20 protein-coding genes and 1 tRNA gene are annotated in these 23,807 nt (G+C 68.9%); 13 read left to right on the forward strand and 8 right to left on the reverse strand.

Going from position 1 to position 23,807, the window contains the following annotated elements:
- Window positions 1-3: 3 nt before the first annotated feature.
- Both ENE75_RS01710 and pdxA read left to right on the forward strand, forming a co-directional pair.
- Window positions 4-750 carry a Nif3-like dinuclear metal center hexameric protein gene (locus ENE75_RS01710; protein ID WP_128195000.1) on the forward strand — a complete coding sequence of 249 codons (747 nt, stop codon included), beginning with the start codon at window positions 4-6 and terminating at the stop codon, window positions 748-750.
- Window positions 747-1,784 (forward strand): 4-hydroxythreonine-4-phosphate dehydrogenase PdxA, encoded by a 1,038-nt coding sequence (gene pdxA / locus ENE75_RS01715; RefSeq protein WP_128195002.1) that lies wholly within the window; start codon window positions 747-749, stop codon window positions 1,782-1,784. The genes ENE75_RS01710 and pdxA overlap by 4 nt, the downstream gene beginning before the upstream one ends.
- Before the next feature lie 14 nt (window positions 1,785-1,798).
- On the opposite strand, the gene ENE75_RS01720 is transcribed toward pdxA, so the two are convergent.
- Both ENE75_RS01720 and mscL read right to left on the reverse strand, forming a co-directional pair.
- Complete coding sequence (locus tag ENE75_RS01720; protein WP_128195004.1) at window positions 1,799-4,153, reverse strand: DUF1631 family protein; 2,355 nt, start codon at window positions 4,151-4,153, stop codon at window positions 1,799-1,801.
- A 67-nt stretch (window positions 4,154-4,220) separates the two neighbouring features.
- The gene (gene mscL / locus ENE75_RS01725; RefSeq protein WP_128195006.1) at window positions 4,221-4,646 is read right to left on the reverse strand and encodes a large conductance mechanosensitive channel protein MscL; all 426 of its coding nucleotides are present in this window, start codon (window positions 4,644-4,646) and stop codon (window positions 4,221-4,223) included.
- Between the two features lie 132 nt (window positions 4,647-4,778).
- Between mscL and petA the strand changes: the two genes are divergently transcribed.
- The 6 genes from petA to ENE75_RS01755 all read left to right on the forward strand — a co-directional run bounded on the left by petA (window position 4,779) and on the right by ENE75_RS01755 (window position 8,979).
- Window positions 4,779-5,375, forward strand: a complete 597-nt coding sequence (petA, locus tag ENE75_RS01730; RefSeq protein WP_128195008.1) for a ubiquinol-cytochrome c reductase iron-sulfur subunit — start codon at window positions 4,779-4,781, stop codon at window positions 5,373-5,375.
- A 38-nt stretch (window positions 5,376-5,413) separates the two neighbouring features.
- On the forward strand, window positions 5,414-6,817 hold the full coding sequence (locus tag ENE75_RS01735) for a cytochrome b (RefSeq protein ID WP_128195009.1): 1,404 nt from the start codon (window positions 5,414-5,416) through the stop codon (window positions 6,815-6,817).
- A 23-nt stretch (window positions 6,818-6,840) separates the two neighbouring features.
- Complete coding sequence (locus ENE75_RS01740) at window positions 6,841-7,614, forward strand: cytochrome c1 (protein WP_128195010.1); 774 nt, start codon at window positions 6,841-6,843, stop codon at window positions 7,612-7,614.
- A 77-nt stretch (window positions 7,615-7,691) separates the two neighbouring features.
- On the forward strand, window positions 7,692-8,303 hold the full coding sequence (locus ENE75_RS01745) for a glutathione S-transferase N-terminal domain-containing protein (RefSeq protein WP_128195011.1): 612 nt from the start codon (window positions 7,692-7,694) through the stop codon (window positions 8,301-8,303).
- Window positions 8,304-8,314: 11 nt separating this feature from the next.
- Complete coding sequence (locus ENE75_RS01750; protein WP_128195012.1) at window positions 8,315-8,854, forward strand: ClpXP protease specificity-enhancing factor; 540 nt, start codon at window positions 8,315-8,317, stop codon at window positions 8,852-8,854.
- 49 nt (window positions 8,855-8,903) lie between these two features.
- Window positions 8,904-8,979 (forward strand) — tRNA-Thr (locus ENE75_RS01755).
- Between the two features lie 22 nt (window positions 8,980-9,001).
- Here the strand turns inward: ENE75_RS01755 and ENE75_RS01760 are convergent.
- Window positions 9,002-9,334: a hypothetical protein gene (locus ENE75_RS01760; protein ID WP_233258876.1), complete on the reverse strand. Its 333-nt coding sequence runs from the start codon at window positions 9,332-9,334 to the stop codon at window positions 9,002-9,004.
- A 17-nt stretch (window positions 9,335-9,351) separates the two neighbouring features.
- Between ENE75_RS01760 and ENE75_RS01765 the strand changes: the two genes are divergently transcribed.
- The 3 genes from ENE75_RS01765 (at window position 9,352) to ENE75_RS01775 (ending at window position 14,484) form a co-directional block, all read left to right on the forward strand.
- On the forward strand, window positions 9,352-10,311 hold the full coding sequence (locus ENE75_RS01765) for a M23 family metallopeptidase (RefSeq protein WP_128195013.1): 960 nt from the start codon (window positions 9,352-9,354) through the stop codon (window positions 10,309-10,311).
- 133 nt (window positions 10,312-10,444) lie between these two features.
- Complete coding sequence (gene secA / locus ENE75_RS01770) at window positions 10,445-13,180, forward strand: preprotein translocase subunit SecA (RefSeq protein WP_128195015.1); 2,736 nt, start codon at window positions 10,445-10,447, stop codon at window positions 13,178-13,180.
- A 227-nt stretch (window positions 13,181-13,407) separates the two neighbouring features.
- Window positions 13,408-14,484, forward strand: coding sequence for a S1 family peptidase (locus ENE75_RS01775; RefSeq protein ID WP_128195017.1), 1,077 nt, complete (start codon window positions 13,408-13,410; stop codon window positions 14,482-14,484).
- A 121-nt stretch (window positions 14,485-14,605) separates the two neighbouring features.
- Here ENE75_RS01775 and ENE75_RS25675 read toward each other — a convergent pair whose 3' ends face one another.
- A complete protein-coding gene (locus ENE75_RS25675) occupies window positions 14,606-17,209 on the reverse strand; it encodes a S8 family peptidase (protein ID WP_310733585.1) in 2,604 nt (867 codons plus the stop codon).
- A gap of 246 nt (window positions 17,210-17,455) precedes the next feature.
- Here ENE75_RS25675 and argJ point away from each other — a divergent pair, with 246 nt between their 5' ends.
- Together argJ and ENE75_RS01790 are read left to right on the forward strand one after the other, a co-directional pair.
- Window positions 17,456-18,685 (forward strand): bifunctional glutamate N-acetyltransferase/amino-acid acetyltransferase ArgJ, encoded by a 1,230-nt coding sequence (argJ, locus tag ENE75_RS01785; RefSeq protein WP_128195020.1) that lies wholly within the window; start codon window positions 17,456-17,458, stop codon window positions 18,683-18,685.
- A gap of 87 nt (window positions 18,686-18,772) precedes the next feature.
- The gene (locus tag ENE75_RS01790; protein ID WP_233258877.1) at window positions 18,773-20,152 is read left to right on the forward strand and encodes an MFS transporter; all 1,380 of its coding nucleotides are present in this window, start codon (window positions 18,773-18,775) and stop codon (window positions 20,150-20,152) included.
- Here ENE75_RS01790 and ugpQ read toward each other — a convergent pair.
- The 4 genes from ugpQ to ugpA all read right to left on the reverse strand — a co-directional run bounded on the left by ugpQ (window position 20,055) and on the right by ugpA (window position 23,796).
- Window positions 20,055-20,903, reverse strand: a complete 849-nt coding sequence (ugpQ, locus tag ENE75_RS01795; RefSeq protein ID WP_128196702.1) for a glycerophosphodiester phosphodiesterase — start codon at window positions 20,901-20,903, stop codon at window positions 20,055-20,057. The two genes, ENE75_RS01790 and ugpQ, sit on opposite strands and share 98 nt — an antisense overlap.
- An 80-nt stretch (window positions 20,904-20,983) precedes the next feature.
- The gene (locus ENE75_RS01800) at window positions 20,984-22,045 is read right to left on the reverse strand and encodes a sn-glycerol-3-phosphate import ATP-binding protein UgpC (RefSeq protein ID WP_128195022.1); all 1,062 of its coding nucleotides are present in this window, start codon (window positions 22,043-22,045) and stop codon (window positions 20,984-20,986) included.
- Between the two features lie 8 nt (window positions 22,046-22,053).
- On the reverse strand, window positions 22,054-22,902 hold the full coding sequence (gene ugpE / locus ENE75_RS01805; protein WP_128195025.1) for a sn-glycerol-3-phosphate ABC transporter permease UgpE: 849 nt from the start codon (window positions 22,900-22,902) through the stop codon (window positions 22,054-22,056).
- 12 nt (window positions 22,903-22,914) lie between these two features.
- Window positions 22,915-23,796: a sn-glycerol-3-phosphate ABC transporter permease UgpA gene (gene ugpA, locus ENE75_RS01810; RefSeq protein WP_128195026.1), complete on the reverse strand. Its 882-nt coding sequence runs from the start codon at window positions 23,794-23,796 to the stop codon at window positions 22,915-22,917.
- Window positions 23,797-23,807: the final 11 nt, after the last annotated feature.

A 23,807-nucleotide genomic window follows, 5' to 3' on the forward strand; every position in this document is an offset into this window, starting at 1 on the left:
CCGATGGTGGATCGCGCCACGCTGGAGAACACGCTGGACGGGCTGCTGCAGCCCGCCGCGTTCAAGGATTATGGGCCGAACGGTCTGCAGGTCGAGGGCCGTACCGAGGTGCGCCGGCTCGTCAGCGGCGTCACCGCCAGCCTGGCGCTGATCGACGCCGCCATCGAGGCCGGCGCCGATGCCATCCTGGTCCACCACGGGCTGTTCTGGCGCGGGCAGGACGGCCGCCTGACCGGCTGGTTGCGGCAGCGCGTGGCGCGCCTGATGGCGCACGACATCAACCTCTTCGCCTACCACCTGCCGCTGGATGCCCATGCCCAGCTGGGCAACAACGCCCAGCTCGGCATGCGCCTCGCGCTGGTGGCCGACTCCCGCTTCGGCGATCAGGACCTGGGCTTCGCCGCGCCGGCCACCGATGCCACACTGGACGCGCTGGCAGCGCGCGTGGCCAGTGCGCTGCAGCGCGTGCCACTGGTGGTGCCCGGCGATGGCCGGCCCCTGCGGCGCGTGGCCTGGTGCACCGGCGGTGCCCAGGGCTACTTCGAGGCCGCCATCGCCGCCGGCGCGGATGCCTTCCTGACCGGGGAGATCTCCGAGCCTCAGGCGCACCTGGCGCGCGAGACCGGCGTGGCCTTCCTGGCCTGCGGCCATCATGCCACCGAGCGCTACGGCGCACCGGCCGTCGGCGCGCACATGGCGGCACAGCTGGGGTTGGCGCACCACTTCATCGAGATCGACAACCCGGCATGACGACCCTGCCCCCGCTCCTGGTGACGATGGGCGACCCGGTGGGCATCGGGCCGGAGATCATCGTCGCCGCGGCGGCCGCGGGTGAACTGCACGATGCCGTGGTCGTCGGCGACCCGGCCGTGCTGCGGCGCGCCGCCGCCCTGCGCGGCGGTGGCGGGCCGATGGCCGTGCTCGACTCGCCGCGGGATGCGGCACCCCCGGGCGCCCTGCGCGTGTGGATGCCGCCGGACCTGATGCCGGCCGCGTCACCCGCGCTGTCTGCTCTGCCCTGGGGGCAGGTGAGCGCTGCCGCCGGGGCCGCGGCCGCGCGCTGCATCGAAGCTGCGGTGGCCCGCGTGCAGGCGGGTGACGGCCGCGCCATCGTCACCGCCCCGCTGCACAAGGAGGCGCTGGCCGCCGCCGGGGTGCGCTTTCCCGGCCACACCGAGATGCTGCAGGCGCTGGCCACGCCGGCAGTGCAGTCGCCGCCACCGGTGCGCATGATGCTGGCCAACCCTGAGCTGCGCGTGGTGCTGGCCACCATCCACGTGTCGCTGCGCGACGCCATCGCCGCGCTGGATTTTGACGTCGTGCTGTCGACGATCCGCATCGCGGACGCCGCTGCGCGCCGCTGGGGCTTGGCTGCGCCCCGCATCGCTGTCGCCGGGCTCAACCCGCATGCGGGTGAGGGTGGCCTGTTCGGCGACGAGGAGATCCGCTTCATCGGCCCGGCGGTGCAGGCAGCGCGGGCGGACGGCATCGACGCCAGCGGCCCGCACCCGCCGGACACGGTGTTCATGCGTGCGCGCCGCGGTGCCTTCGACCTCGTGGTGGCGATGACCCACGACCATGGCCTGATCCCGGTGAAGTACCTGGGCGTGGAGGAGGGCGTCAACGTCACCTTGGGCCTGCCCTTCGTGCGGACCAGTCCCGATCACGGCACGGCCTTCGACATCGCGGGTCAGGGTCGGGCCGATCCCTCCAGCCTGATGGCCGCGCTGCACATGGCGCGCGCGCTGGCCGATGGTGGCTCACCAGCTGGCGCGGCCGGCTGATCCGTGGCAGGTGGTCAGGCCGCCGCGCCTACCGCGGACAGCTGCCTCCGCGCGCGCGCGGTGGCGCGCTCCAGCAGGTAGGCGTTCTCGAAGGCCTTGAAGCGGTGGTTCTCGCAGAGCCTGGCGAGCATGCGGTGCGTCAGCGAGATGGTCTGCTTGTGACGCTTGCCGTGCGTGAAGACGAAAAAGGTACGGCCGGGGCTGACGTGGGTGAGCTTGACCTTCTGCCAGCTGCCGTCCACGTGCATCTGGTACGGGTAGCCCAGTTCCACGTGCTCGACCAGCGACTTGCCGCGCGTGGGCTCCAGCGGTTCCGGTGCCGGCAGGCCGGCGATGCGGACATCCTGCTCGCTGACCTGTGCGTCGTCGCTGAGATCGATGTCGACCGCGCCGTGCCAGTCGATGCGGCTCTCGTCGACGAGGCCGATGCGCTTGGCCTCTTCGGCCGTGAAGCGCGGTTCGTCGATGACTTCGTCGAGCACCGGCAGCCCGGCAGGCACGGGCGGCAGGTCGTCCTTCTTCGGCAGCGGGGTCTGGAAGGCGCCCTCGACTTGGCGCGCCAGCAGGTTCCAGTCCAGCGTGGACAGCGTCTGCGGTGCCTTCAGTGATTCGGCATGGGCCGGCAGCAGCTTGCCGAAGAAGGCCTTGCGTGCCGGCGCCGGCCAGGCCACCAGGTCCATGCCCTCGTTGAGGCCCTGCATCAGCCGCGGCAGCGCCGCCAGGAACTCCTTGCGCTGCTGCGGCGTGCCCTTGGGCTGCACGCTCATGTACAGGTCACGTGCCACCGCGCGCAGGCGCTGGAAGCGTTCGCCGTCGGCGCCGTGCTTCATCGCCGACTGCACGAGCACGCGGCTCCAGACCTCGGTTAGGAACTCGCGCACGAAATCGTGGCCGACCAGGCTCTTCAGTTCGCCGGCCAGCTGCTCGGCATAACGCCGGCCCAGGCGCAGGGCGGTTTCCTTGTCGCCCAGCAGCGCGGCCGGATCGTCGCCCTGCGCCCGCACTTCTTCCTGCGCCTGTTCGGCTACGAAACCCTCGAGCTCGCCGAGCTTGCGGTCGTAGACGTCGATCTGGTCGAAGTCACCCTCGACGATGTCGTTGACCAGGGCCTTCACGCGCGCCAGGAAGCGCTGTGCGGCCGCGTCCTCGAAGTCGTCGAAGGCCGCACCCAGCGACGCGATGCGGTTGACGAACCGCCGCACCGGGTGCTTGCGCGACGAGAAGAAGCTCGGATCACCCAGCGCGGCGCGCAGAACCGGCAACTGCAGGCGGGCGATCTGGCGTGCCATCTGCGGCGGCACCTTGGGGTCGGAGAGGATCTGGTCGAACAACGTGCCGATGACGTCGATGACCATGTGGTCCAGCCCGCTACCGGCCGCGCGCCGCAACTCGTCGCGGTGCGCGCGGATCAGGTTGGCGGGCATGCCGCCGCCGCTGTCCTCGGCCCAGCCACTGCCGGCCATCGCCGGCTCCAGGTGGGCGAGTTGCCGGATCAGCGACATCATCTGCGGCTCGACGTGGCCCATGCTGGCCCCACCGAGCCGCCCGGAACGCGTGGAGGCGGCGCCGTAGCGGCTCTGGCCGTAGCTGCTGCCATGACGGCTGGACGGGTAGCCTGCGCTGCCGGGTGGTGCCCAGCCGCTGCGTGGCAGCGGGCCGGCCCCCGGCGGCATCATCTCGCGCAGGCTGTCCGGCGCCTCGCGCAGCGAGTCGTAGCCGGAAACGTGGCGGCCGTGGTCGGCCGTCGATCGCACGCTCAGTCCGGCAGGCTGCACGCCGGCCTTGCGCAGGTCGCCGACGATCGCGGCGTAGCTGCCGCGCATCTCGAGCGCCAGCACGCGGCCGAGTTCGCTCTGCAGCAGGCTGCGCACGTCGGCGCGGTCGCTGACGGCCTCGATGCCCTTGAGCAGGGCCAAGCCGACGGTCTCGGGCCGCAGCGGGTTGCGTTCCACCGTGGGGCCGAGCAGCGAGCCCATGTAGCCCTCGAGTTCGCGCAGTTCCCATTCGCAAGCGTGCTGCACCTCGAGACCGAAGCGGTCGGCCGAGATCTTGCGCTCGACCTCGGTGTCCTCGACCAGGCCCAGGGCATCCCAGGCGGTCTCGGCGATGCCGCGCTCGCGTGGGGCACTGTCCTGGCGCAGGCGGTCGTCCAGGCACTCGCCGAACGCCAGCGCGAACATCGCGGACTTGCGGTTGAGTTCGAACTGCGCGCCCAGCATGGCGTCACGCTGGAACACGCTGTTGGCGGCCAGTGCCGCCAGCCCCAGGCTTTCGACCGTGCGCTCCACCGACACGCGCGCAGCCATCTTCAGCCGCTGGGCAGCGGCTTCGAGCAGGGCGTGCAGGCGGTGGACGGGTGGTGGGTTCATGGGACGGACGGGCGCGGTGATCAGTATGCGGCGCCCGCCCGCCCCTCAAAGGCGCAGGAAGCGGTGCTCAACCCCGCCTGTTCAGCGCATCGCGGATCTCGCGCAGCAGCACCACGTCTTCCGGGGTCGGCGCGGGCGGCGCCGGCGGTTCCGGCGGCGCTTCGCGCTTGAGCCGGTTGATCTGCTTGACCATGATGAAGATGATGAACGCCAGGATGAGGAAGTTCAGCACCACGGTGATGAAACTTCCGTAAGCAAGTACGGCGCCGCTCTTCTTGGCCTCGGCCAGCACGGTCTCCGTCTGCCCGGCCAGCGGCAGGAAGTAGTTGCTGAAATCCAGACCGCCGAAGATTTTGCTGACGATCGGCATGATCACGTCATCGACCAGCGAACCGACGATCTTGCCGAAGGCGCCGCCGATGATCACGCCCACGGCGAGGTCGACGACATTGCCCTTGCTGGCGAACTCCTTGAATTCGGTCATGAATCCCATGGCTTTCCTCCTACCGGTGACATGTGATGGTTCGAGACGGCGCGATTGTGCCCCGGAAGGTCGCCCCGATGCGCTGGGCTAGAATCCCGGGTTGACCCGAATCTGTTTGTCTTCCTGGACACGAGGAACTCCATGAGCGACGCTGCCCTCGACCGCAGCCGACGGACCTGGATCGCGATCACCTGCGGCGCTGGCGCCGTCGGTGGCGTGGCCACCGCGGTGCCCTTCGTCAGCACTTTCACGCCGTCCGAGCGCGCCCGCGCCGCCGGCGCGCCGGTGCGTGTGGACATCAGCGCGCTGCAGCCCGGCGAGAAGATCACCGTCGAATGGCGCGGCAAGCCGGTGTGGATCCTGCGTCGCACCAGCGAGATGCTCGACAGCCTCGCCAAGACCGAGCCGCAGGTGGCCGATCCGAACTCCGACCGCACCCAGTACCCGACGCCCGAGTACGCCAAGAACCAGTGGCGCTCGATCAAGAAGGAGTACCTGGTGGCCGTCGGGATCTGCTCGCACCTGGGCTGCTCGCCGACCGACAAGCTGCAGGCCGGCGCGCAGCCGTCGCTGCCCGACGACTGGACCGGCGGCTTCCTGTGCCCCTGCCACGGCTCGACGTTCGACCTCGCCGGCCGCGTGTTCAAGAACAAGCCGGCGCCGGACAACCTGGAGGTGCCGCCCCACATGTACCTGTCCGACACCACGCTGCTGATCGGCGAGGACAAGCAGGCCTGACCGGCCCGCCAGGCACAAGCTAGGTACAAGAGGACGACATGGCTGAATTCAAGGAAGCGCCGCAGGGCGCCTCGATGGTCGAGAAGACCACGGTCTGGTTCGAGAACCGCTTCCCGACCGCGTTTGCCGAGTACAAGAAGCATCTCTCGGAGTACTACGCCCCGAAGAACTTCAACTTCTGGTACTTCTTCGGTTCGCTGGCGCTGCTGGTGCTGGTGATCCAGATCGTCACCGGCATCTTCCTGGTGATGCACTACAAGCCCGACGCGAACCTGGCCTTCGCCTCGGTCGAGTACATCATGCGCGACGTGCCCTGGGGCTGGCTGGTGCGCTACATGCACTCCACCGGCGCCAGCGCGTTCTTCATCGTGGTCTACCTGCACATGTTCCGCGGGATGATCTACGGCAGCTATCGCAAGCCGCGCGAACTGGTGTGGATCTTCGGCTGCCTGATCTTCCTGGTGCTGATGGGCGAGGCCTTCTTCGGCTACCTGCTGCCGTGGGGCCAGATGTCGTACTGGGGTGCGCAGGTGATCGTGAACCTGTTCGCTGCCGTTCCCTTCGTCGGCCCGGACCTGGCGCTGCTGATCCGCGGCGACTATGTCGTCAGCGACGCCACGCTGAACCGCTTCTTCGCCTTCCACGTGATCGCGTTGCCACTGGTGTTGCTGGGCCTGGTCGTGGCGCACCTGCTGGCGCTGCACGACGTGGGTTCGAACAACCCCGACGGCGTGGAGATCAAGGCCAAGAAGGACGCCAGCGGCAAGCCGCTGGACGGCATCCCGTTCCACCCCTACTACACGGTGCATGACATCATGGGTGTGGGCGTGTTCCTGTTCTTCTTTAGCGCGATCATCTTCTTCGCGCCGGAGATGGGTGGCTACTTCCTGGAGTTCAACAACTTCATCCCGGCCGACCCGCTGAAGACGCCGGCGCACATCGCCCCGGTCTGGTACTTCACGCCCTACTACTCGATGCTGCGCGCGACCACGGACCCGATGGTCAACGTGTTCGCCGTGTTGGTGGCGCTGGGCACCGTCGGCGCCCTGCTGAAGGTGCGCGCCAGCGGCATGGGCAAGGTGGCCATGATCGTCGGCGGCCTGGTGGTGATCGCGCTGCTGAAGACCTTCGACGCCAAGTTCTGGGGCGTGGTGGTGATGGGCGGTGCCGTGGTCATCATGTTCTTCCTGCCCTGGCTGGACTACAGCCCGGCCAAGTCCATCCGCTACCGCCCGACCTGGCACAAGTACATGTACGCCCTTTTCGTGGTCGACATGCTGGTGCTGGGCTATCTGGGCATCCAGCCGGTGTCGGAGGTCTACACGCTGATCGCGCAGGTGGGCACGGTCTTCTACTTCGGCTTCTTCGTGCTGATGCCCTGGTGGAGCCAGGTCGGCGAGTTCAAGCCGGTCCCCGACCGTGTGACCTTCCAGCCGCACTGACCCGACGCCGGAGCACGACAACCATGAAGAGCCTCAAGAAGCTGATCCTCGCGCTGGCCTGCAGCCTCGGGCTGAGCGGTGCTGCGGTCGCCGCCGGCGGCGGCATCGCCTGGGACAAGTTCCCGACCGAGCGCGTGACCGATCTCGCCGCGCTGCAGAACGGCGCCAAGCTGTTCGCCAACTACTGCCTGAACTGCCACGGCGCAGAGTTCATGCGCTACAACCGCCTGCGCGACATCGGCCTGACCGAAGCGCAGATCGAGGAGAACCTCATCTTCACCGGCGCCAAGGTCGGCGACCTGATGAAGGTGAACCTCGACCCGAAGCAGGCCAAGGAATGGTTCGGCGCCCAGCCGCCGGACCTCACCGTGATCGCGCGCTCGCGTTCCGCCGCGGGCCAGGGCACGGGTGCGGACTACCTCTACACCTACCTGCGCACCTACTACCGCGACCCGAGCAAGGCCACGGGCTGGAACAACCTGGCCTTCCCGTCGGTGGGCATGCCGCACGTGCTGTGGCAGCTGCAGGGTGAGCGCCAGCCCGTCTTCGAAAAGGTGATGTCTCACGGCCACGAGACCGAGGTCTGGACCGGCCGCTGGGAGGTGGTCAAGCCCGGCAAGATGTCCGAGCGCGAGTACGACAATGCCGTGGCGGACTTGGTGGCCTACCTGCAGTGGATGGGCGAGCCGATGCAGAACGACCGCAAGCGCCTGGGTGTGTGGGTGCTGCTGTTCCTCGCCGGTTTCACGGTGATTGCCTGGCGCCTGAACGCCGCGTACTGGAAGGACGTCAAGTAAGACGCCCGGACCCGACAGCGCAGTGGGTGCGCCCAGCACCCACTGCGTTCATTCGTTTCTAGAGGGAGACCGACACCATGATGGTGCTTTACTCCGGGACCACCTGCCCCTATTCGCACCGCTGCCGCTTCGTGCTGTTCGAAAAGGGCATGGACTTCGAGATCCGCGACGTCGACCTGTTCGCCAAGCCCGAGGACATCGCGCTGATGAACCCGTACAACGAGGTGCCGATCCTCGTCGAGCGGGACCTCATCCTGTACGAGTCGCACATCATCAACGAGTACATCGACGAGCGCTTCCCGCACCCTCAGCTGATGCCGGGCGACCCGGTGGCGCGCGCGCGGGTAAGGCTGTTCCTGTTCAACTTCGAGAAGGAGCTGTTCGCGCACGTCAACCTGCTCGAGGGGCGCGGCGTCAAGGCCACCGACAAGCAGCTCGAGAAGGCGCGCACGCAGATCCGCGAGCGATTGCTGCAGCTGGCGCCGATCTTCCTGAAGAACAAGTACATGCTGGGCGACGACTTCAGCATGCTCGACGTCGCCATCGCGCCGCTGCTGTGGCGCCTGGACTATTACGGCATCGACCTCAGCAAGAACGCCGTCCCGCTGCTGAAGTACGCCGAGCGCATCTTCTCGCGCCCGGCCTACATCGAGGCGCTGACGCCGTCAGAGAAGGTGATGCGCAAGTAGGCTCGGCGGGCATGACGCAGGCCTCCGACAGCCAAGGCACCTCCACCCGCCCGTACCTGCTGCGGGCGTTGCACGACTGGTGCACCGACAACGGCTTCACGCCGTACATCGCGGTGCACGTGGACCCGCGAGTGCAGGTGCCGCTGGAGTACGTCAAGAACAACGAGATCGTGCTCAACATCGGCTTCGAGGCCACCTCGGGGCTGAAGCTGGGCAACGAGTTCATCGAGTTCCGCGCCCGCTTTGGCGGCTCGGCGCGCGAGATCATCGTGCCTGTGGACCATGTCGTGGCCATCTACGCCCGTGAGAACGGGCAGGGCATGGCCTTCCCGGCGCCCAGCGATGCCGGTGCCACGGCGCCGGGCGACACCGAGGCGGCTGGTACCGCAAGCGTCAGCGCCGGGCGGGGTCTCCGGCTGGCCACCAGCGACGACGCGGCACCGGCCGAGCCGCCGGTGCCCGCCGTCGAGCCCGGCCGGAACGGTGACGACGAGCCGCCAGTGCCGCCTCCGGCCGGTGGCGGGCGACCCTCGCTGAAGCGCGTCAAGTAACGTCCGCACACCGGCCCGGGGCGGCATGCCCCCTAGAATCCGCGTTCGCGCCGGCTTAGCTCAGCTGGTAGAGCACCCGCCTTGTAAGCGGAAGGTCGTCCGTTCGATCCGGACAGCCGGCACCATGCCCGTCGGGCCAGGCCCCGATCAGACCTCGCGCGACACGTGAACCTTTACCCGGATTGCCACCTCGGGCCAGCCCTGCTGGGCCAGCCGCTGCTGGATCCCGGGCAGGCACTGCCTGAGCTTGGCCGCGGCCGAGCCACTGCGGGCCAGCAGCGTCCAGCCGTTCTCGTCCAACGGCCCGGCCGACACATGGGCGGCCAGCCCGGCCGGCAGCGCCGCACCTGCAGCGGCCAGGCGCGCATTGGAGGCCTGGATGCGCTGCAACAGGCTGCCCAGCCCTTCGTGCCCGGCCAGCGCATCGGCCATGGGCACCGACAACCGGGGCAGCGGGGCGCGGCGGGGCAGCGGCTTCATCGCAGCACAGTGTAGCGATGCAGATCCTGGTCACACACGGCACGCTCGCGCGAACGAAGGTCGTGCACCTGAGGCGCTGGCAGCTGGTGCTGGGCGCCCTGGGCGTCGTGATGACGCTGCTGCTGATCTCGGGCGCGGTGTACCACTACTTCTTCCTGCAGGCGGCGCGCGAGGGCTGGCCGGTGGTCAGCCAGCTCGTGCGCTGGGTGGTGCGCGACGACCTGGCCGAACGCGAACGCTACATGCAGGAGAACCTGGACGCGATGGCGCAGCGGGTCGGCGAGCTCCAGGCGCGTCTGGTGACCTTGCAGATGATGGGCGACCGCGTCTCCCAGCTCGCCGGCGTGAAGCCGGAGGACCTGCAGCCCGCTCCGTCAGCGTCGGCACCTACGCCCGATGCGCCCGAAGACGCGGGCAAGGGCGGCCCTGCGACGACCTTGCCCAGGCCTTCGTCCGAGGCGCTGGCCGCACTGCTCGACGAGCTCGACGCCTCGGCGCTCCTGAATGCCGACATCTTCACGCTGGCCGAGTCGCGCCTGATGGAGCACCGCCTGCAGGCCCTGCTGGTGCCCAGCAGCACGCCGGTGGAGGGCCCCATCGGCTCCCGCTTCGGCTTCCGCTACGACCCCTTCAACGGCCGCCGGGCGCTGCACACCGGGCTCGATTTCCCGGCGCCCAACGGCACACCGGTTCACGCGGCCGCGGGCGGCGTGGTCGTCGGCGTGGAGCGGCACCCCGAATACGGCAACCTGCTGACGCTGGACCACGGCAATGACCTGCTCACCCGCTATGCCCACCTGTCGCGTACGCGCGTGCAGCCAGGGGACATCGTGCGCCGCCAGCAGCACATCGGCGATGTCGGCAGCACCGGTCGGTCCACCGGGCCGCACCTGCACTTCGAGGTGCTGGTGCAGGGCGTGCCCCAGAATCCGGCGCGCTTCCTGGCCGGGCAGGCTGGACCCCGGGTGATAAACTGATCCGTTGATCTCGGGGTGCCGGCTTGAAGACCCGGCGGGCGCCTCCACATCCGATGCTCCGGCCTTGCGTTCTGCCGTGTCCCGCCTGCGCGGGGTGCCGGCCCGCGCTGCGGCCCTCCGCGGTGACGCATTCATGATCCCCAAATTCCTGACCCAGATCTTCGGCAGCCGCAACGACCGCCTGCTGAAGACCTACCGGCGCACCGTCGTGCAGATCAATGCACTGGAGCCGCAGTTCGAGGCGCTGGACGACGCGGCGCTGCGCGCCAAGACCGATGAGTTCCGCCAGCGCCTGGCCGCCGGGAGCACGGTGGACGACCTGCTGCCAGAGGCCTTCGCTGTCGTGCGCGAGGCCAGCAAGCGCGTCCTCAAGATGCGCCACTTCGACGTGCAGATGGTCGGCGGCATCGCGCTGCACCAGGGCAAGATCGCCGAGATGCGCACCGGCGAGGGCAAGACGCTTACCGCCACGTTGCCGGTGTACCTGAATGCGCTGCCGGCCAAGGGCGTGCACGTGGTCACGGTGAACGACTACCTGGCCCGCCGCGACGCCGAGTGGATGGGCCGGCTCTATGGCTTCTTGGGCCTGAGCGTAGGCGTCAACGTGCCGGGCATGGGCCGGGCCGAGAAGCAGGACGCCTTCCGTGCCGACGTCACCTACGGCACGAACAACGAGTTCGGCTTCGATTACCTGCGCGACAACATGGTCTACGAGACCGGCGACCGAGTCGCGCGCGGCCTGCACTACGCCATCGTCGACGAGGTGGACTCGATCCTGATCGACGAGGCGCGCACCCCGCTGATCATCTCTGGCCAGGCCGAGGACCATACCGAGCTCTACGTGCGCATCAACGCCGTCGTGCCGCAGCTCAAGAAGCAGATCGGCGAGGCCGACCCGCGCACCGGCGAGGGCGTCATCGAACCCGGCGACTTCACGGTCGACGAGAAAACGCACCAGGTCTATCTCACGGAAGACGGCCACGAGAAGGCCGAGGCCCTGATGGCCGAGGCCGGGCTGCTGCCCGCCGGTGCCAGCCTGTACGACCCGGCCAACATCGCGCTGATGCACCATGTCTACGCGGCGCTGCGGGCCAACCACCTGTACCACCGCGACCAGCACTACGTGGTGCAGAACGGCGAGGTCGTCATCGTCGATGAGTTCACCGGCCGCCTGATGACGGGCCGGCGCTGGAGCGACGGCCTGCACCAGGCCGTCGAGGCCAAGGAAGGCGTTCAGATCCAGAGCGAGAACCAGACGTTGGCCTCGATCACCTTCCAGAACTACTTCCGCATGTACGGCAAGCTCGCCGGCATGACCGGCACGGCCGACACCGAGGCCTTCGAGTTCCAGGAGATCTACGGTCTGGAAACGGTGGTGATCCCGCCGAACCGGCCCACCGTGCGCAAGGACGAGAACGACCTCATCTACAAGACGGAGAAGGAGAAGTACGACGCCGTCGCCGCCGACATCCGCGACTGCCACGAGCGCGGGCAGCCGGTGCTGGTGGGCACGACGAGCATCGAGAACTCCGAACGCCTCAGCGCGTTGCTCACCAAGGCCAAGCTCCCGCACCAGGTGCTCAACGCCAAGCAGCACGCCAAGGAGGCCGAGATCGTCGCCGAGGCCGGGCGGCCGAAGGCGATCACCATCGCCACCAACATGGCCGGCCGTGGCACCGACATCGTGCTCGGCGGCAACGTCGAGAAGCAGATCCAGATCCTGCAGGCCGACGCGTCGCTCAGCGACGAGCAGAAGGCCGCGAAGGCTAAGCAGTTGCAGGACGAGTGGGCCGGCCTGCACGATCAGGTCAAGGCCGCCGGTGGCCTGCGCATCGTGGCCACCGAGCGCCACGAGAGCCGGCGCATCGACAATCAGCTGCGCGGCCGTTCCGGCCGCCAGGGTGACCCCGGTTCCAGCCGCTTCTACCTGAGCCTGGACGACTCCCTGATGCGCATCTTCGCGGGCGACCGCGTGCGCGCCATCATGGACCGCCTGAAGATGCCCGAGGGCGAGGCCATCGAGGCCGGCATCGTCAACCGCAGCATCGAAAGCGCGCAGCGCAAGGTCGAGGCACGCAACTTCGACATCCGCAAGCAGCTGCTGGAGTACGACGACGTCTCCAACGACCAGCGCAAGGTCATCTACCAGCAGCGCAACGAGATCCTGGAATCGGCGTCGATGCTGGAGACCGTGGCCGGCCTGCGACGCAGCGCGTTGACCGACGTGGTGCGCACCCATGTGCCGCCCGAGACGCTGGAAGAGCAGTGGGACCTGGCCGCGCTGGAGACGGTGCTGAAGGACGAATGGCAGCTCGAGGTGCCGCTGCGCACCGAGGTCGAGGCCAGCGACGCCATCACCGACGAGGACATCGTCGAGAAGGTGGTGGCCGCAGGCGAGGCCATGTTCCAGGCCAAGCTCGACATCGTCGGCGAGGCCCAGTTCACGCCCTTCATGCGCATGGTGCTGCTGCAGAGCATCGACAGCCACTGGCGCGAGCATCTGGCCGCACTGGACTACCTGCGTCAGGGCATCCACCTGCGCGGCTACGCGCAGAAGAACCCCAAGCAGGAATACAAGCGCGAGGCCTTCGAGCTCTTCAGTCAACTGCTCGACGTGGTGAAGATGGAGGTCACGCGCGTGCTGCTGACCGTGCGCATCCAGACGCAGGAGCAGGTCAGCGCGGCGGCCGAGGCCATCGAGCAGCAGGCCTCGCGGGTGGAGAACGTGAGCTACACGCACCCGAACGAGGACGGCAGCGTCTCCACCGAGGCTGATGCGTCGTCGGAGGTGCCGCGTGTGGGGCGCAACGACCCCTGCCCCTGCGGCAGCGGCAAGAAGTACAAGCAGTGCCACGGCCGCCTGGCCTGAATCGACCGCACTGAACGCGGCGCGTTGCCGCTGCGGCGCTTACGCCCGTGCTTCCCCCGCCCCCTGTCCAGGGGGTGGGCCGAAACGAACCTCTCGTCCGTGACCAGAATCGGCGTGCATGCCCATGGCCGCCGCCAACCGGTGCCGACTCGGCATGTGAATTGCTGGCGAACCTGTCGCCATTCACCATTCTGGAGAGCACCACAGTGACACAACGAGGGAAATTCATGCGTGGCGCCATTGCCGCGGCCGTGGCAATGGCTGCGGCGGGGGGCGCGCTGGCCGCATCGCAGCGGACGACGATGCCGCTGTTCGTGCCGGCGGCCGGCGTGACGCCGCTGACGTCGCACACGTCGCCGCCCAGCGAGTGGCGGCTGACCGACGGCATGCAGTTCAACGGCGTCAGCTTCGACGGCCTGGCGCGTCTGTCGTTCGACAACGACGGTGACCTCGGTAACGGGTTCTACGTCTGCTCCGGCGCGCTGCTGTCGGGGGGGCGCTACGTGCTGACGGCCGCGCACTGTGCCGACGACTTCAACGTCATGACCGTCGAATTCGGCGTCTACAACGATGTGGCCAAGGCCACGCGTGGCGCCGCGACCGCGCATGTGCATGCATCGTGGACCGGCACCCTGGGCACCGGCGCCGACATGGCCATCATCGAACTCGATGCGCCTGTCACGGACATCCAGGGCTTCAACATCAGCACCACGAACAACGTGGGCTCGCAGATGTTGATCATGGGTTATGGCACTACGGGCACCGGCGATGCCTCGGGCAACCCGAACTGGAACGAGTGGGGTTGGGCGCACTACGGCTGGAACGAAGCCGACGTGGGCATCGTGGCCTTCGACGAGGCGCACACTCCGGGCAACGGCTGGACCTATGACGGTGACGAGTACGTGTTCGACTTCGACAACGGCACGGTGCGGAACAACACGCTGCAACGGCTAGCGAACAGCGCGGGCGCGTCCTTCTCCAGTTCGACCGGTCTCGGTGCCGACGAGGCCCTGATCGCCGGCGGCGATTCCGGCGGCCCGGACTTCGTCTGGAACGGCAGCGAGTGGCTCGTCGCCGGTGTGCACTCCTGGGGTTGGCAGTTCTGCCAGGGGCGCATCACGCCAAGCTGCGACGTCAACAGCGCCGTGTCCAGCAGCTACGGTGACCTGTCGGGCTCCACCGCGGTCTACGCCCAGGCGGCCTGGATCAATTCGGTGGTCGCGGTGCCGGAACCGGGCACCTACGGCCTGATGGCCATGGGCCTGCTGGCCGTGGCTGGCGCCGCCCGTCGTCGCCGCACCTGATCGCGACACCCACGGCGCCGGGCTGCCGGCGCCGCAGGACGAAAAAAAGGGCCCCTGCCGCAAGGCAGGGGCCCTCTTCGTTGGCGCCGGCCCGGGCGTCGCCGCCCGGAGCCGTTTGCACTCAGGGACGCGCGACCGTGATCGTCGGCGACGTCCAGGTCTCCCAGTGCGCCGGGTTGCTCTCGTCACCCAGCGCCTTGAGCACCGACACCTTGACCACGTACTGCCCGTTGGGCACTTCCTTGACGCCCACCGGGTTGCCGGGCTTGCCGCGGAAGGTCACGCCGTCCCAGGTGAAGGCGAAGAAGCCGCCCGGGGTCGAGTTGCGGGTGACGTACTCGTCCTGGCTGACCTTGCCCATGGCCTTGCCGCTGACCGCATCGAAGGCCTCCAGCGTGATGCGCCGCGACAGGTGGTCCAGGTGCATCAGGAAGTACGGGATGTTCCCGTCGGCCATCGTGTAGGTCGCGCCCTCCGGCTGGTTGGTGTACGAGCCACCGGCCAACGTGGCCAGCCACGGGAACCCGTTGGCCGTGGGCGTGAGCACCTGCGTGGTCTGGTAGTCACCCTTGAAGCCGGCATAGGGCACGCTCATCGGCGTGCCGGTACCCTGCGGCGTGAAGGTGACGTAGCCGCCGTAGAGCGCACGGTCGGGCAGGGTCTCGTCGGCCGTGATGATCACGTCGACGGTGGCGCTGCCCAGCGGCGGGATCGTCAGCGTGTCCTGGCTGAACGTGACCGTGCCCGGCGCGTCGAAGTACCCCGTGGGCGCGTACGAGGCGCCGGCCCCGATCTGGTTCGGGCCCGCCGCGAGGCCGGCCACATGACCGATCGTGTACGTGGCCGGTGACAGCGACAGGTTGCGCACCGTCAGCTTCTGCAGGTGCGAGCCGCTGGCGCTCTCGCCGGTGCTGATCTGGCTCGGCGACACGGTGGCCGTGGCCGTCACCGCACCCACCACGTCCAGCATGCCGGCACCCTGGCGGAAGGCGTGATCCAGGAAGCCCAGGTCGGGGTTGCCCGACCAGTTCTTCGGATCGGCCGTGTTCTGGATGCGGCTTTGCACCGCGGCCGGGCGCAGGTTCGGCTTGGCCTGCAGCAGCAGGGCCACGCCACCGGCGACGTGCGGTGCGGACATCGACGTGCCAGACAGCACCGCCGCGCCGCCCGCCTCCAGCGGGTACGACGACAGGATGCCGCCGCCCGGGGCGCCGATCTGCGGCTTGATGCTCAGGTCCGCGGCCATGCCGAAGGAACTGAAGCCGGAGATCAGGCCGCCGGTGCCGAAGGGGTAGGCCACGGCCTCGGGCGACCAGTTCAGCATCGTCTCGCCGCCGGCGATCGCGGCGTCGATCACGGCGCCCTGGGCTGCCGTGATGCCCACCACCGGAATCGCGATCGGCGGCGTGCCGGCGACGGTGGCGTTCAACGCACCCGCCGCATTGTTGTAGAGCACCACGGCAGCTGCACCGGCGGCCTGCGCATTGCTGGCCTTGATGTAGAAGCTGCACGACCCGCGACGGATCAGCACCGCCTTGCCGGTCAGGTCGTCGGTGATCGCGTTGCAGCCGTCGTTCGTCGTCGTCGTCGTGCCGGTCCTGGCCATCGGCAGGCTGCCCTCGGTGGGCGGCAGCGGAGAGCCGGTGGCCGGGTTGAAGCCGTAGGGCGTGCCGTTGACCTGGAACGAACGCTGCGCGTTGTCGAACGACGCGGTGGCGATGACCTTGCTGCCCGTGCCCGGCGCGCCGGCGGCCCACAGGCCGTCGGGCGAGGACCCCAGCGGGCCGTTGTTGCCGGTGGAGGCGACCATGACCACGCCCTTGGCGGTCAGTCGGCTCGAGGCCTGGGCCGTCGGGTACTGCGGCCACTGACGCGCCGCACCCAGACTCTGGTTGATGACCTGCATGCCGTCGGCATAGGCGCGCTCCAGCGCCTCGACGATGACGTCGGACGACGACGAACCTGCGCAACCGAAGACGCGATAGGCGCCGAACGTGACGCCGGGCGCCACGCCCTTGAGGCCACCGCCGTCGGCACCCACGATGCCGGCCACGTGCGTGCCGTGGCCACCGCAATCGTCCGGGTTCTCGTCGGGCACCGGAATCTGCTGCTCCGGCGTGCCGCCGGCGTTGTAGTTGTCGCCGACGAGGTCATAGCCCGCCACGACGCGCGCACTCGGGAACGGCGTCGTGCCCGGGGTGCCGCTGCCGCCGAAGGCGGGGTGGTCGATGTCGATGCCGGTGTCGATGATGCCGACCTTGACCCCGGCGCCGCTGAGGCCGAGCTGGTTCTGGGCGATGTCGGCGCCGGTGAGCGAGAGGGCGAAGGCCAGGTCGGGCGCGCTGTCATTGGCCTGGGCCACCGCGGGCCGCTCGATGAGCTGCACCGGGTACATGGCCTTCACGCCCTTCAGGCGCAGCAGCTTGGCGCGGTTGACGGTGTCCACCTCCACCGAGAACCCGTTGAACAGCGTGTCGAACGCGCGGCGCTCCTTGAACTTCACGCCGGCGGCACGGGCTGCGGCACGGAAGGCCGCCTTCTCGGACAGCACGGCGGCGCGGGTACGGCCGTCGGCGACCGGCGCACCGGCGAGCTCGACGAACCACAGCCGGCCACCTTCGGCCGCCGCGGCAGGCACCTTCATCGCGGCGGGCGAGGCGGCGTGGGCACCCCACGTCATCACGGCCAGGGCCGCTAGCGCGACCGCCGTACGAGTTCGAATCATGCAGACCTCCAGGGACATTGCAACGTTGATTGGCCGCCGGTGTAGCCGGCGGCATGCATGGGACCTGCGGCAGTAGGATCACCCCGCCAGCAAGCCGGTGGATGGTGCCGAGCAGGGTTCCCGTTTGTTCGAGGACTAACCCTGAAGCGCCGTCCGGGGCTCATGCACATCGCGTGCCGATCCCCGCATCCAAGGGGGTGCTGCGACAATCCGTCCATCCTCTTTCCAGCCTTGGGTCCGACAACCATGCCTGTGAACCTACTCGCCCCCGACGCCTCCACGCTGCTGCCCGTGCCGGGCCTGCGCATCGGGACGGCGATGGCCGGCGTGCGCAAGGCCAACCGGCGCGACCTCGTCGTCTTTGCGCTCGAGGACGGTGCGACCGTGGCCGGCGTCTTCACCACCAACCGATTCTGTGCAGCGCCGGTGCAGGTCTGCCGCGAGCATCTGGCCGGCGGCGCGGGTGTGCGTGCCCTGGTGATCAACACGGGCAACGCCAACGCCGGCACCGGCGCGCCCGGCCTGGCCGCCGCGCGCGAGACCTGCGACGCCGTGGCCCGCCTGGCCGGCTGCGCGCCGGCGCAGGTGCTGCCGTTCTCCACCGGCGTGATCATGGAGCCGCTGCCCGTGGCGCGCATCGTCGCGGGGTTGCCCGCGGCCTGGGCCGACCTGGCCGACGATCGCTGGGCCCAGGCCGCCGAAGGCATCATGACCACGGACACGCTGCCCAAGGCCTGTTCGCGGCAGGTGGACATTGACGGTCGTGCCGTCACCGTGACTGGCATCGCCAAGGGCGCCGGCATGATCCGCCCCAACATGGCCACCATGCTGGGGTTCGTCGGCACCGACGCGGTGCTCGCCCCGGGCGTGGCGCAGGCCCTGGTGCGCGCCGCGGCCGACCGCAGCTTCAACCGCATCACCATCGACGGCGACACGTCCACCAACGACGCCTTCGTGCTGATGGCCACCGGCCGCGCCGGCCATGCGCCCATCACCGGCCTGGAAACACCGGCCGGCCGCGTGCTGGCGCAGGCGGTGTTCGAGGTGGCCACGCAACTGGCGCAGGCCATCGTGCGCGACGGCGAAGGTGCCACCAAGTTCATCACCGTGCAGGTGGACGGCGGTCGCAGCGAAGCCGAATGCCGCCAGGTGGCCTACGCGATCGCGCACTCGCCGCTGGTCAAGACCGCCTTCTTTGCCAGCGACCCCAACCTGGGCCGCATCCTGGCGGCCGTGGGCTACGCCGGCATCACCGACCTCGACCAGACCACGATCGACCTCTTCCTCGACGAGGTGCACGTGGCCCGTGGCGGTGGCCGTCACCCCGGCTACCGCGAGGAAGACGGCCAGCGGGTGATGAAGCAGGCGGAGATCACCGTGCGCGTGGACCTGCACCGCGGCGACGCGTCCACCACCGTGTGGACCTGCGACCTGTCGCACGACTACGTCAGCATCAACGCCGACTACCGGTCCTGACGGCCTGTCTGCGCGGCAGCGCTTGCCGCGGATCAAGCGCTCCTGATAACATTTGTTTATCTCAAGATAAACGCAAGGGTGGCCGCCATGGAGCGTTCCAGCCAGGGCGTGCGTTCCCGATCCATGCGTGCGCTGGCCGCGCTGCGTGAGCGTCTGGCGCTGCGCCCCGATGACCTGCTGCGCGACGCCACCTACCGGCGTCTGTGGACCTCGATCCTGATCAGCTCCTTCGGGGGCCAGATCACCATGCTCGCGCTGCCGCTGACGGCCGCGGTGCTGCTGCACGCCACCCCCACGCAGATGGGGCTGCTCACGGCAATGGAGATCCTGCCGTTTGCACTGCTGTCGCTGCCATCGGGCGTGTGGCTGGACCGCGTGCGCAAGCTGCCGGTCTACGTGGTCGGCGAACTGACCATCGCCGTGGCCGTGGCCAGCGTGCCGCTGGCGGCCTGGATGGGCTGGCTGAGCATGACCTGGCTCTATGTGGTCGGGCTGCTGATCGGCTGCGTCTACACGGTGGCCGGCAGCGCGGCGCAGATCGTGCTCACGCAGGTGGTCTCGCGCGACCGGCTGGTGGAGGCGCACGCCAAGAACGCGCTGGCCAGTTCAGGTGCCGAGGTGGCTGGCCCCGGCGTGGCTGGCCTGCTGATCAAGATCGCCGGCGCGCCGGTCGCACTGCTGGCCGACGCGCTGCTGCTGCTCTTCAGCGCCGTGATCCTGCGCGGCGTGCGCGTGCACGAGCGTTTCGATGGCCTGGCCAAGCCGCACTTCTGGCGTGACCTGAAGGCGGGCCTGCGCTTCGTCGCCAGCCAGCGCCTGCTGCTCGTGCTGGCCGGTCTGCTGGGCCTGTGGCAGATGAGCCACCACGCGGCCATGGTCGTGCAGATCCTGTTCGCCACGCGCCGGCTCGGCCTGTCGGAGCAGGCGGTGGGTCTGAGCTATGTGGGCCTGGGTGTGGGCACGGTGCTGGCCAGCATGCTGGGGCACCGCATCAGCGCACGGCTCGGCCCGGGCCCCAGCCTCACGGTGGGGATAGCCATCTGCTCGGCCGGCTGGCTGCTGCTGGCCGTGGCGCCGCTGTCCGCGCTGGGCGTGGCCGCTTTCGCGACGATGCTGATGCTGTTCGGCTTCGGCGCGGTGCTGGTGTTCATCAACTTCCTGGCGCTGCGCCAGGCGGTGACACCGCAGCCGCTGCTGGGCCGCATGACGAGCACGATGCGCTGGATGACAGTGCTGCCGGCCGGGCCGGGCGCGCTGCTCGGCGGCTGGCTGGGCGAACACGTGAGCCTGCGCGCGTCGCTGGCCTTTGCCGGCCTGACGGCGCTGACCGCGGCGGTGATCGCGTGGCGCCTGGCGCTGATCCGCGAACTCAGGGTGCTGCCGAGCCCGGACGACGCCGAAGCGTCGATCGGCGCGGAGGCCGCGGTGCGGCCGCCGCTGGCGTCGCAGCCGCAGGCGGCGGGCTGACCGGCGCCTCGGCCGCCGGCGCAAAACGGTCCACCGCGTCGGTGATCAGGCCGTCGATGCCCAGCGCCAGCAGGCGCTGGGCGTCGGCCGGTTCGTTGACCGTGTAGCACAGCGTCCGCAGGCCGCGCTGGCGGGCGGCGCGCAGCAGCGCGGCATCCATGATCAGGTGGTTGGTGACCACGGCCACGCAGCCCAGAGCGCAGGCCACGTCCAGGCTGCCGGGCCACAACGTGTCCAGCAGCAGCGCCCGCGGCAGATGAGGCGCCGTTTCCAGCGCGCCGAGCAGGGACAAGGGCTGGAACGAACTTAGCAGCGGCGGCACGGCCTGGCCTTGCCAGAGCGCAGCCGCGGCGGCCGCCACCACGCGGCCGGTGTCGTGTTCGCACCCCGGCGTCGGCTTGATCTCCAGGTTCAGCACGCCCGCGTTGGCGTGCACGAAGGCCGCCAGGGCCGCCAGCGTCATCGGCGGCTCGCCGGCGAACTGTCGTGAATGCCAGCTGCCGGCATCCAGCTGCGAGAGCTCGGCCCAGGACCGCAGGTCGGCCTTGCCCCGGCCGTTGGTGGTGCGCCGGAGATCGGCGTCGTGCAGCAGGAACGGCACGCCGTCGGCGCTGAGCTTCACGTCGCACTCGAAGGCGCGGTAGCCGTACGACGCGCCGAGTCGGAAGGCCGCCAGCGTGTTCTCCGGCGCCAGCTTGCCGGCACCGCGGTGGGCGATCCAGCGCGGGTAGGGCCAGGGGTCGGGCACCACCGGTGGCGTCTGTTTCACCAGCGCGCGCGCCTGCGCCAGCAGCGCCGCCACGGCCTCGGCCGGTACGTCAACCGCCACGCTCACAGTCGCGTCTTCGACGTGGCGTCGAACCAGTGCAGCCGCGCCGAGTCCGCCTGCAGGTGAACGGTGTCGCCCGGCTTCGGCGGTGTCAGCGTGCCGTCCAGACGCAGCGTGAACGCGGCATCGCCGAGCTTGCCGTAGACCAGCCGTTCGGCGCCCAGCATCTCCACCACTTCCACACGCAGCGGCCAGCCGCCGGTGTCACCCAGCGCAGCGTGTTCCGGGCGCAGGCCCAGGATGACCTCGCCCTCGCGCGGCGCCGCACCGGGCAGCGGCAGCCGGGCGTTGCCGGCCACGAAGGTGCTGCCCTCCACACGCCCCGTGATCAGGTTCATTGGCGGGCTGCCGATGAAGCCCGCCACGAAGGTCGTGGCCGGCCGCTGGTACACCTCCTCCGGCGTGCCGATCTGCTCGATGCGCCCGCCGTTCATCACCAGCATGCGCTGCGCCAAGGTCATCGCCTCCACCTGGTCGTGGGTGACGAAGAGCGAGGTGATGCCCAGTTCCTGGTGCAGCTTCTGGATCTCGATGCGCGTCTGCGCGCGCAGCTTGGCGTCCAGGTTTGACAGCGGCTCGTCGAACAGGAACACCGCAGGCTGGCGCACGATGGCCCGGCCCATGGCCACGCGCTGTCGCTGCCCGCCCGACAGTTCCCGTGGCTTGCGCTTCAGGTAGGGGCCGAGTTCCAGGATCTTGGCCGCCTTGTCCACGCGCGCCTGGATCTCGTCGGCCGGGATCTTGCGGATCTTCAGCCCGTAGGCCATGTTCTCGAACACGCTCATGTGCGGGTAGAGCGCGTAGTTCTGGAACACCATGGCGATGTCGCGGTCGGCGGGTTCCACGTCGTTGACCACGCGGTCGGCGATGGCGATCTCGCCGCCGGAGATCTCCTCCAGGCCGGCGACCATTCGCAGCAGCGTGCTCTTGCCGCAGCCCGACGGCCCGACGATGACGACGAACTCGCCGCTGTCGATCTCGGCGTTGACACCGTGGATGACCTGGTTGGCCGCGGGGCCGCGCCCGTAGCGCTTGACGACGTTTCTCAGCGAGATGGCGGACATGGTTGTGCTTACTTCTCGGTGTCGACCAGGCCCTTGACGAACCACTTCTGCATCAGCAGCACCACCACCGCCGGCGGCAGCATGGCCAGGATGGCGGTGGCCATCACCAGGTGCCATTCCGTCAGGGCGTCGCCGCCGACGATCATGCGCTTGATCCCGATGACGGCGGTGTACATGCTCTCGTCGTTGGTGATCAGCAGCGGCCAGAGGTACTGGTTCCAGCCGTAGATGAACTGGATGACGAACAGCGCGGCGATCGACGTGCGCGACAGCGGCAGCAGCACGTCGAGGAAGAAGCGCATCGGCCCGGCGCCGTCGATGCGCGCGGCTTCCGCGAGTTCGTCGGGCACGGTCATGAAGAACTGGCGGAACAGGAAGGTGGCGGTGGCCGACGCGATCAGCGGCAGCGTCAGGCCGGCGTAGCTGTCGAGCATGCCCAGGTCGGCCACGACCTTGAAGGTCGGGATGATGCGCACCTCCACCGGCAGCATCAGCGTGACGAAGATCATCCAGAAGAAGAAGTGCCGCAGCGGAAAGCGGAAGTAGACGATCGCAAACGCGCTGACGATGCTGATGGCGATCTTGCCGATGGCGATGACCAGTGCCATCACCAGGCTGTTGAACATCATCGGCGCCACCGGCGCGGTGGAGCCGCGCGTGGAGCCGGCGCCCAGCACCTGCGTGTAGTTGGCCCAGAACTGGTCGCCGGGCAGCAGGCGCATCGGCACCTCCAGCACCTGCTCCATCGTCAGCGTGCTGGCCACGAAGGTGACGTACAGCGGGAAGGCGACCACGGCGATGCCCAGCCACAGGCCGATGTGCGTGATCGCGGTGAGGAAGGGGCGGCGTTCAACCACGAGGGATCTCCGTCAGTAGTTGACTTTTCGCTCGATGAACTTGAACTGCACCACCGTCAGCGCGATCACGATCACCATCAGGATCGCCGACTGCGCCGACGAGCCGCCCAGGTCGGCCGCCTTCACGCCGTCGTTGTAGACCTTGTAGACCAGGATCTCGGTGGCACCGGCCGGCCCGCCCTGCGTGGTGGCGTCGATGACGCCGAAGGTGTCGAAGAAGGCGTAGACGATGTTGACCACCAGCAGGAAGAAGGTGGTCGGCGACAGCAGCGGGAAGACGATGGTCCAGAAGCGGCGGAACGGTCGCGCGCCGTCGATGGCGGCGGCCTCTATCAGGCTGCGCGGGATGGACTGCAGCCCGGCCAGGAAGAACAGGAAGTTGTAGGAGATCTGCTTCCAGATCGACGCGATGACGACCAGCAGCATGGCCTGGTCGCCCTGGAGCACCCAGTTCCAGTCGATGCCGAAACCGCGCAGCACGTAGGTCACGATGCCGATCGACGGCGCGAACAGGAAGCCCCACAGCACGCCGGCAATCGCCGGCGCCACGGCATAGGGCCAGATGAGCAGCGTGCGGTAGGTCATCGCACCGCGGATCACGCGGTCGGCCATCACCGCCAGCGCCAGCGCCACCACGATGCCGCCGGAGGCCACCAGCACGCTGAACAGCGCCGTGACCTTGAACGATGCCAGGTAGGCCTCGTCGGCGAACAGGTAGGCGAAGTTCTCCAAGCCGGCGAACTCGCTGCTGACCCCGAAGGCGTCCTGGCGCAGGAAGGCGAACCACAGCGCCTGGCCCGCCGGCCAGAAGAAGAAGATCAGCGTGATCGCGATCTGCGGCGCCACCAGCAGGTAAGGCAGCCAGGGCGAACGGAAGGTGACGCGCTTGTCCATGCAGGGGCTCA

Source organism: Rubrivivax albus (assembly GCF_004016515.1).
Lineage (GTDB): Bacteria > Pseudomonadota > Gammaproteobacteria > Burkholderiales > Burkholderiaceae_C > Rubrivivax > Rubrivivax albus.

Excerpts from the sequence above, each read along its gene's own strand:
- ENE75_RS01710 (WP_128195000.1), top strand. The coding sequence starts at position 4 with ATGGTGGATCGCGCCACGCTGGAGAACACGCTGGACGGGCTGCTGCAG.
- pdxA (WP_128195002.1), top strand. The coding sequence starts at position 747 with ATGACGACCCTGCCCCCGCTCCTGGTGACGATGGGCGACCCGGTGGGC.
- ENE75_RS01720 (WP_128195004.1), bottom strand. The coding sequence starts at position 4,153 with ATGAACCCACCACCCGTCCACCGCCTGCACGCCCTGCTCGAAGCCGCT.
- mscL (WP_128195006.1), bottom strand. The coding sequence starts at position 4,646 with ATGGGATTCATGACCGAATTCAAGGAGTTCGCCAGCAAGGGCAATGTC.
- petA (WP_128195008.1), top strand. The coding sequence starts at position 4,779 with ATGAGCGACGCTGCCCTCGACCGCAGCCGACGGACCTGGATCGCGATC.
- ENE75_RS01735 (WP_128195009.1), top strand. The coding sequence starts at position 5,414 with ATGGCTGAATTCAAGGAAGCGCCGCAGGGCGCCTCGATGGTCGAGAAG.
- ENE75_RS01740 (WP_128195010.1), top strand. The coding sequence starts at position 6,841 with ATGAAGAGCCTCAAGAAGCTGATCCTCGCGCTGGCCTGCAGCCTCGGG.
- ENE75_RS01745 (WP_128195011.1), top strand. The coding sequence starts at position 7,692 with ATGATGGTGCTTTACTCCGGGACCACCTGCCCCTATTCGCACCGCTGC.
- ENE75_RS01750 (WP_128195012.1), top strand. The coding sequence starts at position 8,315 with ATGACGCAGGCCTCCGACAGCCAAGGCACCTCCACCCGCCCGTACCTG.
- ENE75_RS01760 (WP_233258876.1), bottom strand. The coding sequence starts at position 9,334 with ATGAAGCCGCTGCCCCGCCGCGCCCCGCTGCCCCGGTTGTCGGTGCCC.
- ENE75_RS01765 (WP_128195013.1), top strand. The coding sequence starts at position 9,352 with ATGCAGATCCTGGTCACACACGGCACGCTCGCGCGAACGAAGGTCGTG.
- secA (WP_128195015.1), top strand. The coding sequence starts at position 10,445 with ATGATCCCCAAATTCCTGACCCAGATCTTCGGCAGCCGCAACGACCGC.
- ENE75_RS01775 (WP_128195017.1), top strand. The coding sequence starts at position 13,408 with ATGCGTGGCGCCATTGCCGCGGCCGTGGCAATGGCTGCGGCGGGGGGC.
- ENE75_RS25675 (WP_310733585.1), bottom strand. The coding sequence starts at position 17,209 with ATGATTCGAACTCGTACGGCGGTCGCGCTAGCGGCCCTGGCCGTGATG.
- argJ (WP_128195020.1), top strand. The coding sequence starts at position 17,456 with ATGCCTGTGAACCTACTCGCCCCCGACGCCTCCACGCTGCTGCCCGTG.
- ENE75_RS01790 (WP_233258877.1), top strand. The coding sequence starts at position 18,773 with ATGGAGCGTTCCAGCCAGGGCGTGCGTTCCCGATCCATGCGTGCGCTG.
- ENE75_RS01800 (WP_128195022.1), bottom strand. The coding sequence starts at position 22,045 with ATGTCCGCCATCTCGCTGAGAAACGTCGTCAAGCGCTACGGGCGCGGC.
- ugpA (WP_128195026.1), bottom strand. The coding sequence starts at position 23,796 with ATGGACAAGCGCGTCACCTTCCGTTCGCCCTGGCTGCCTTACCTGCTG.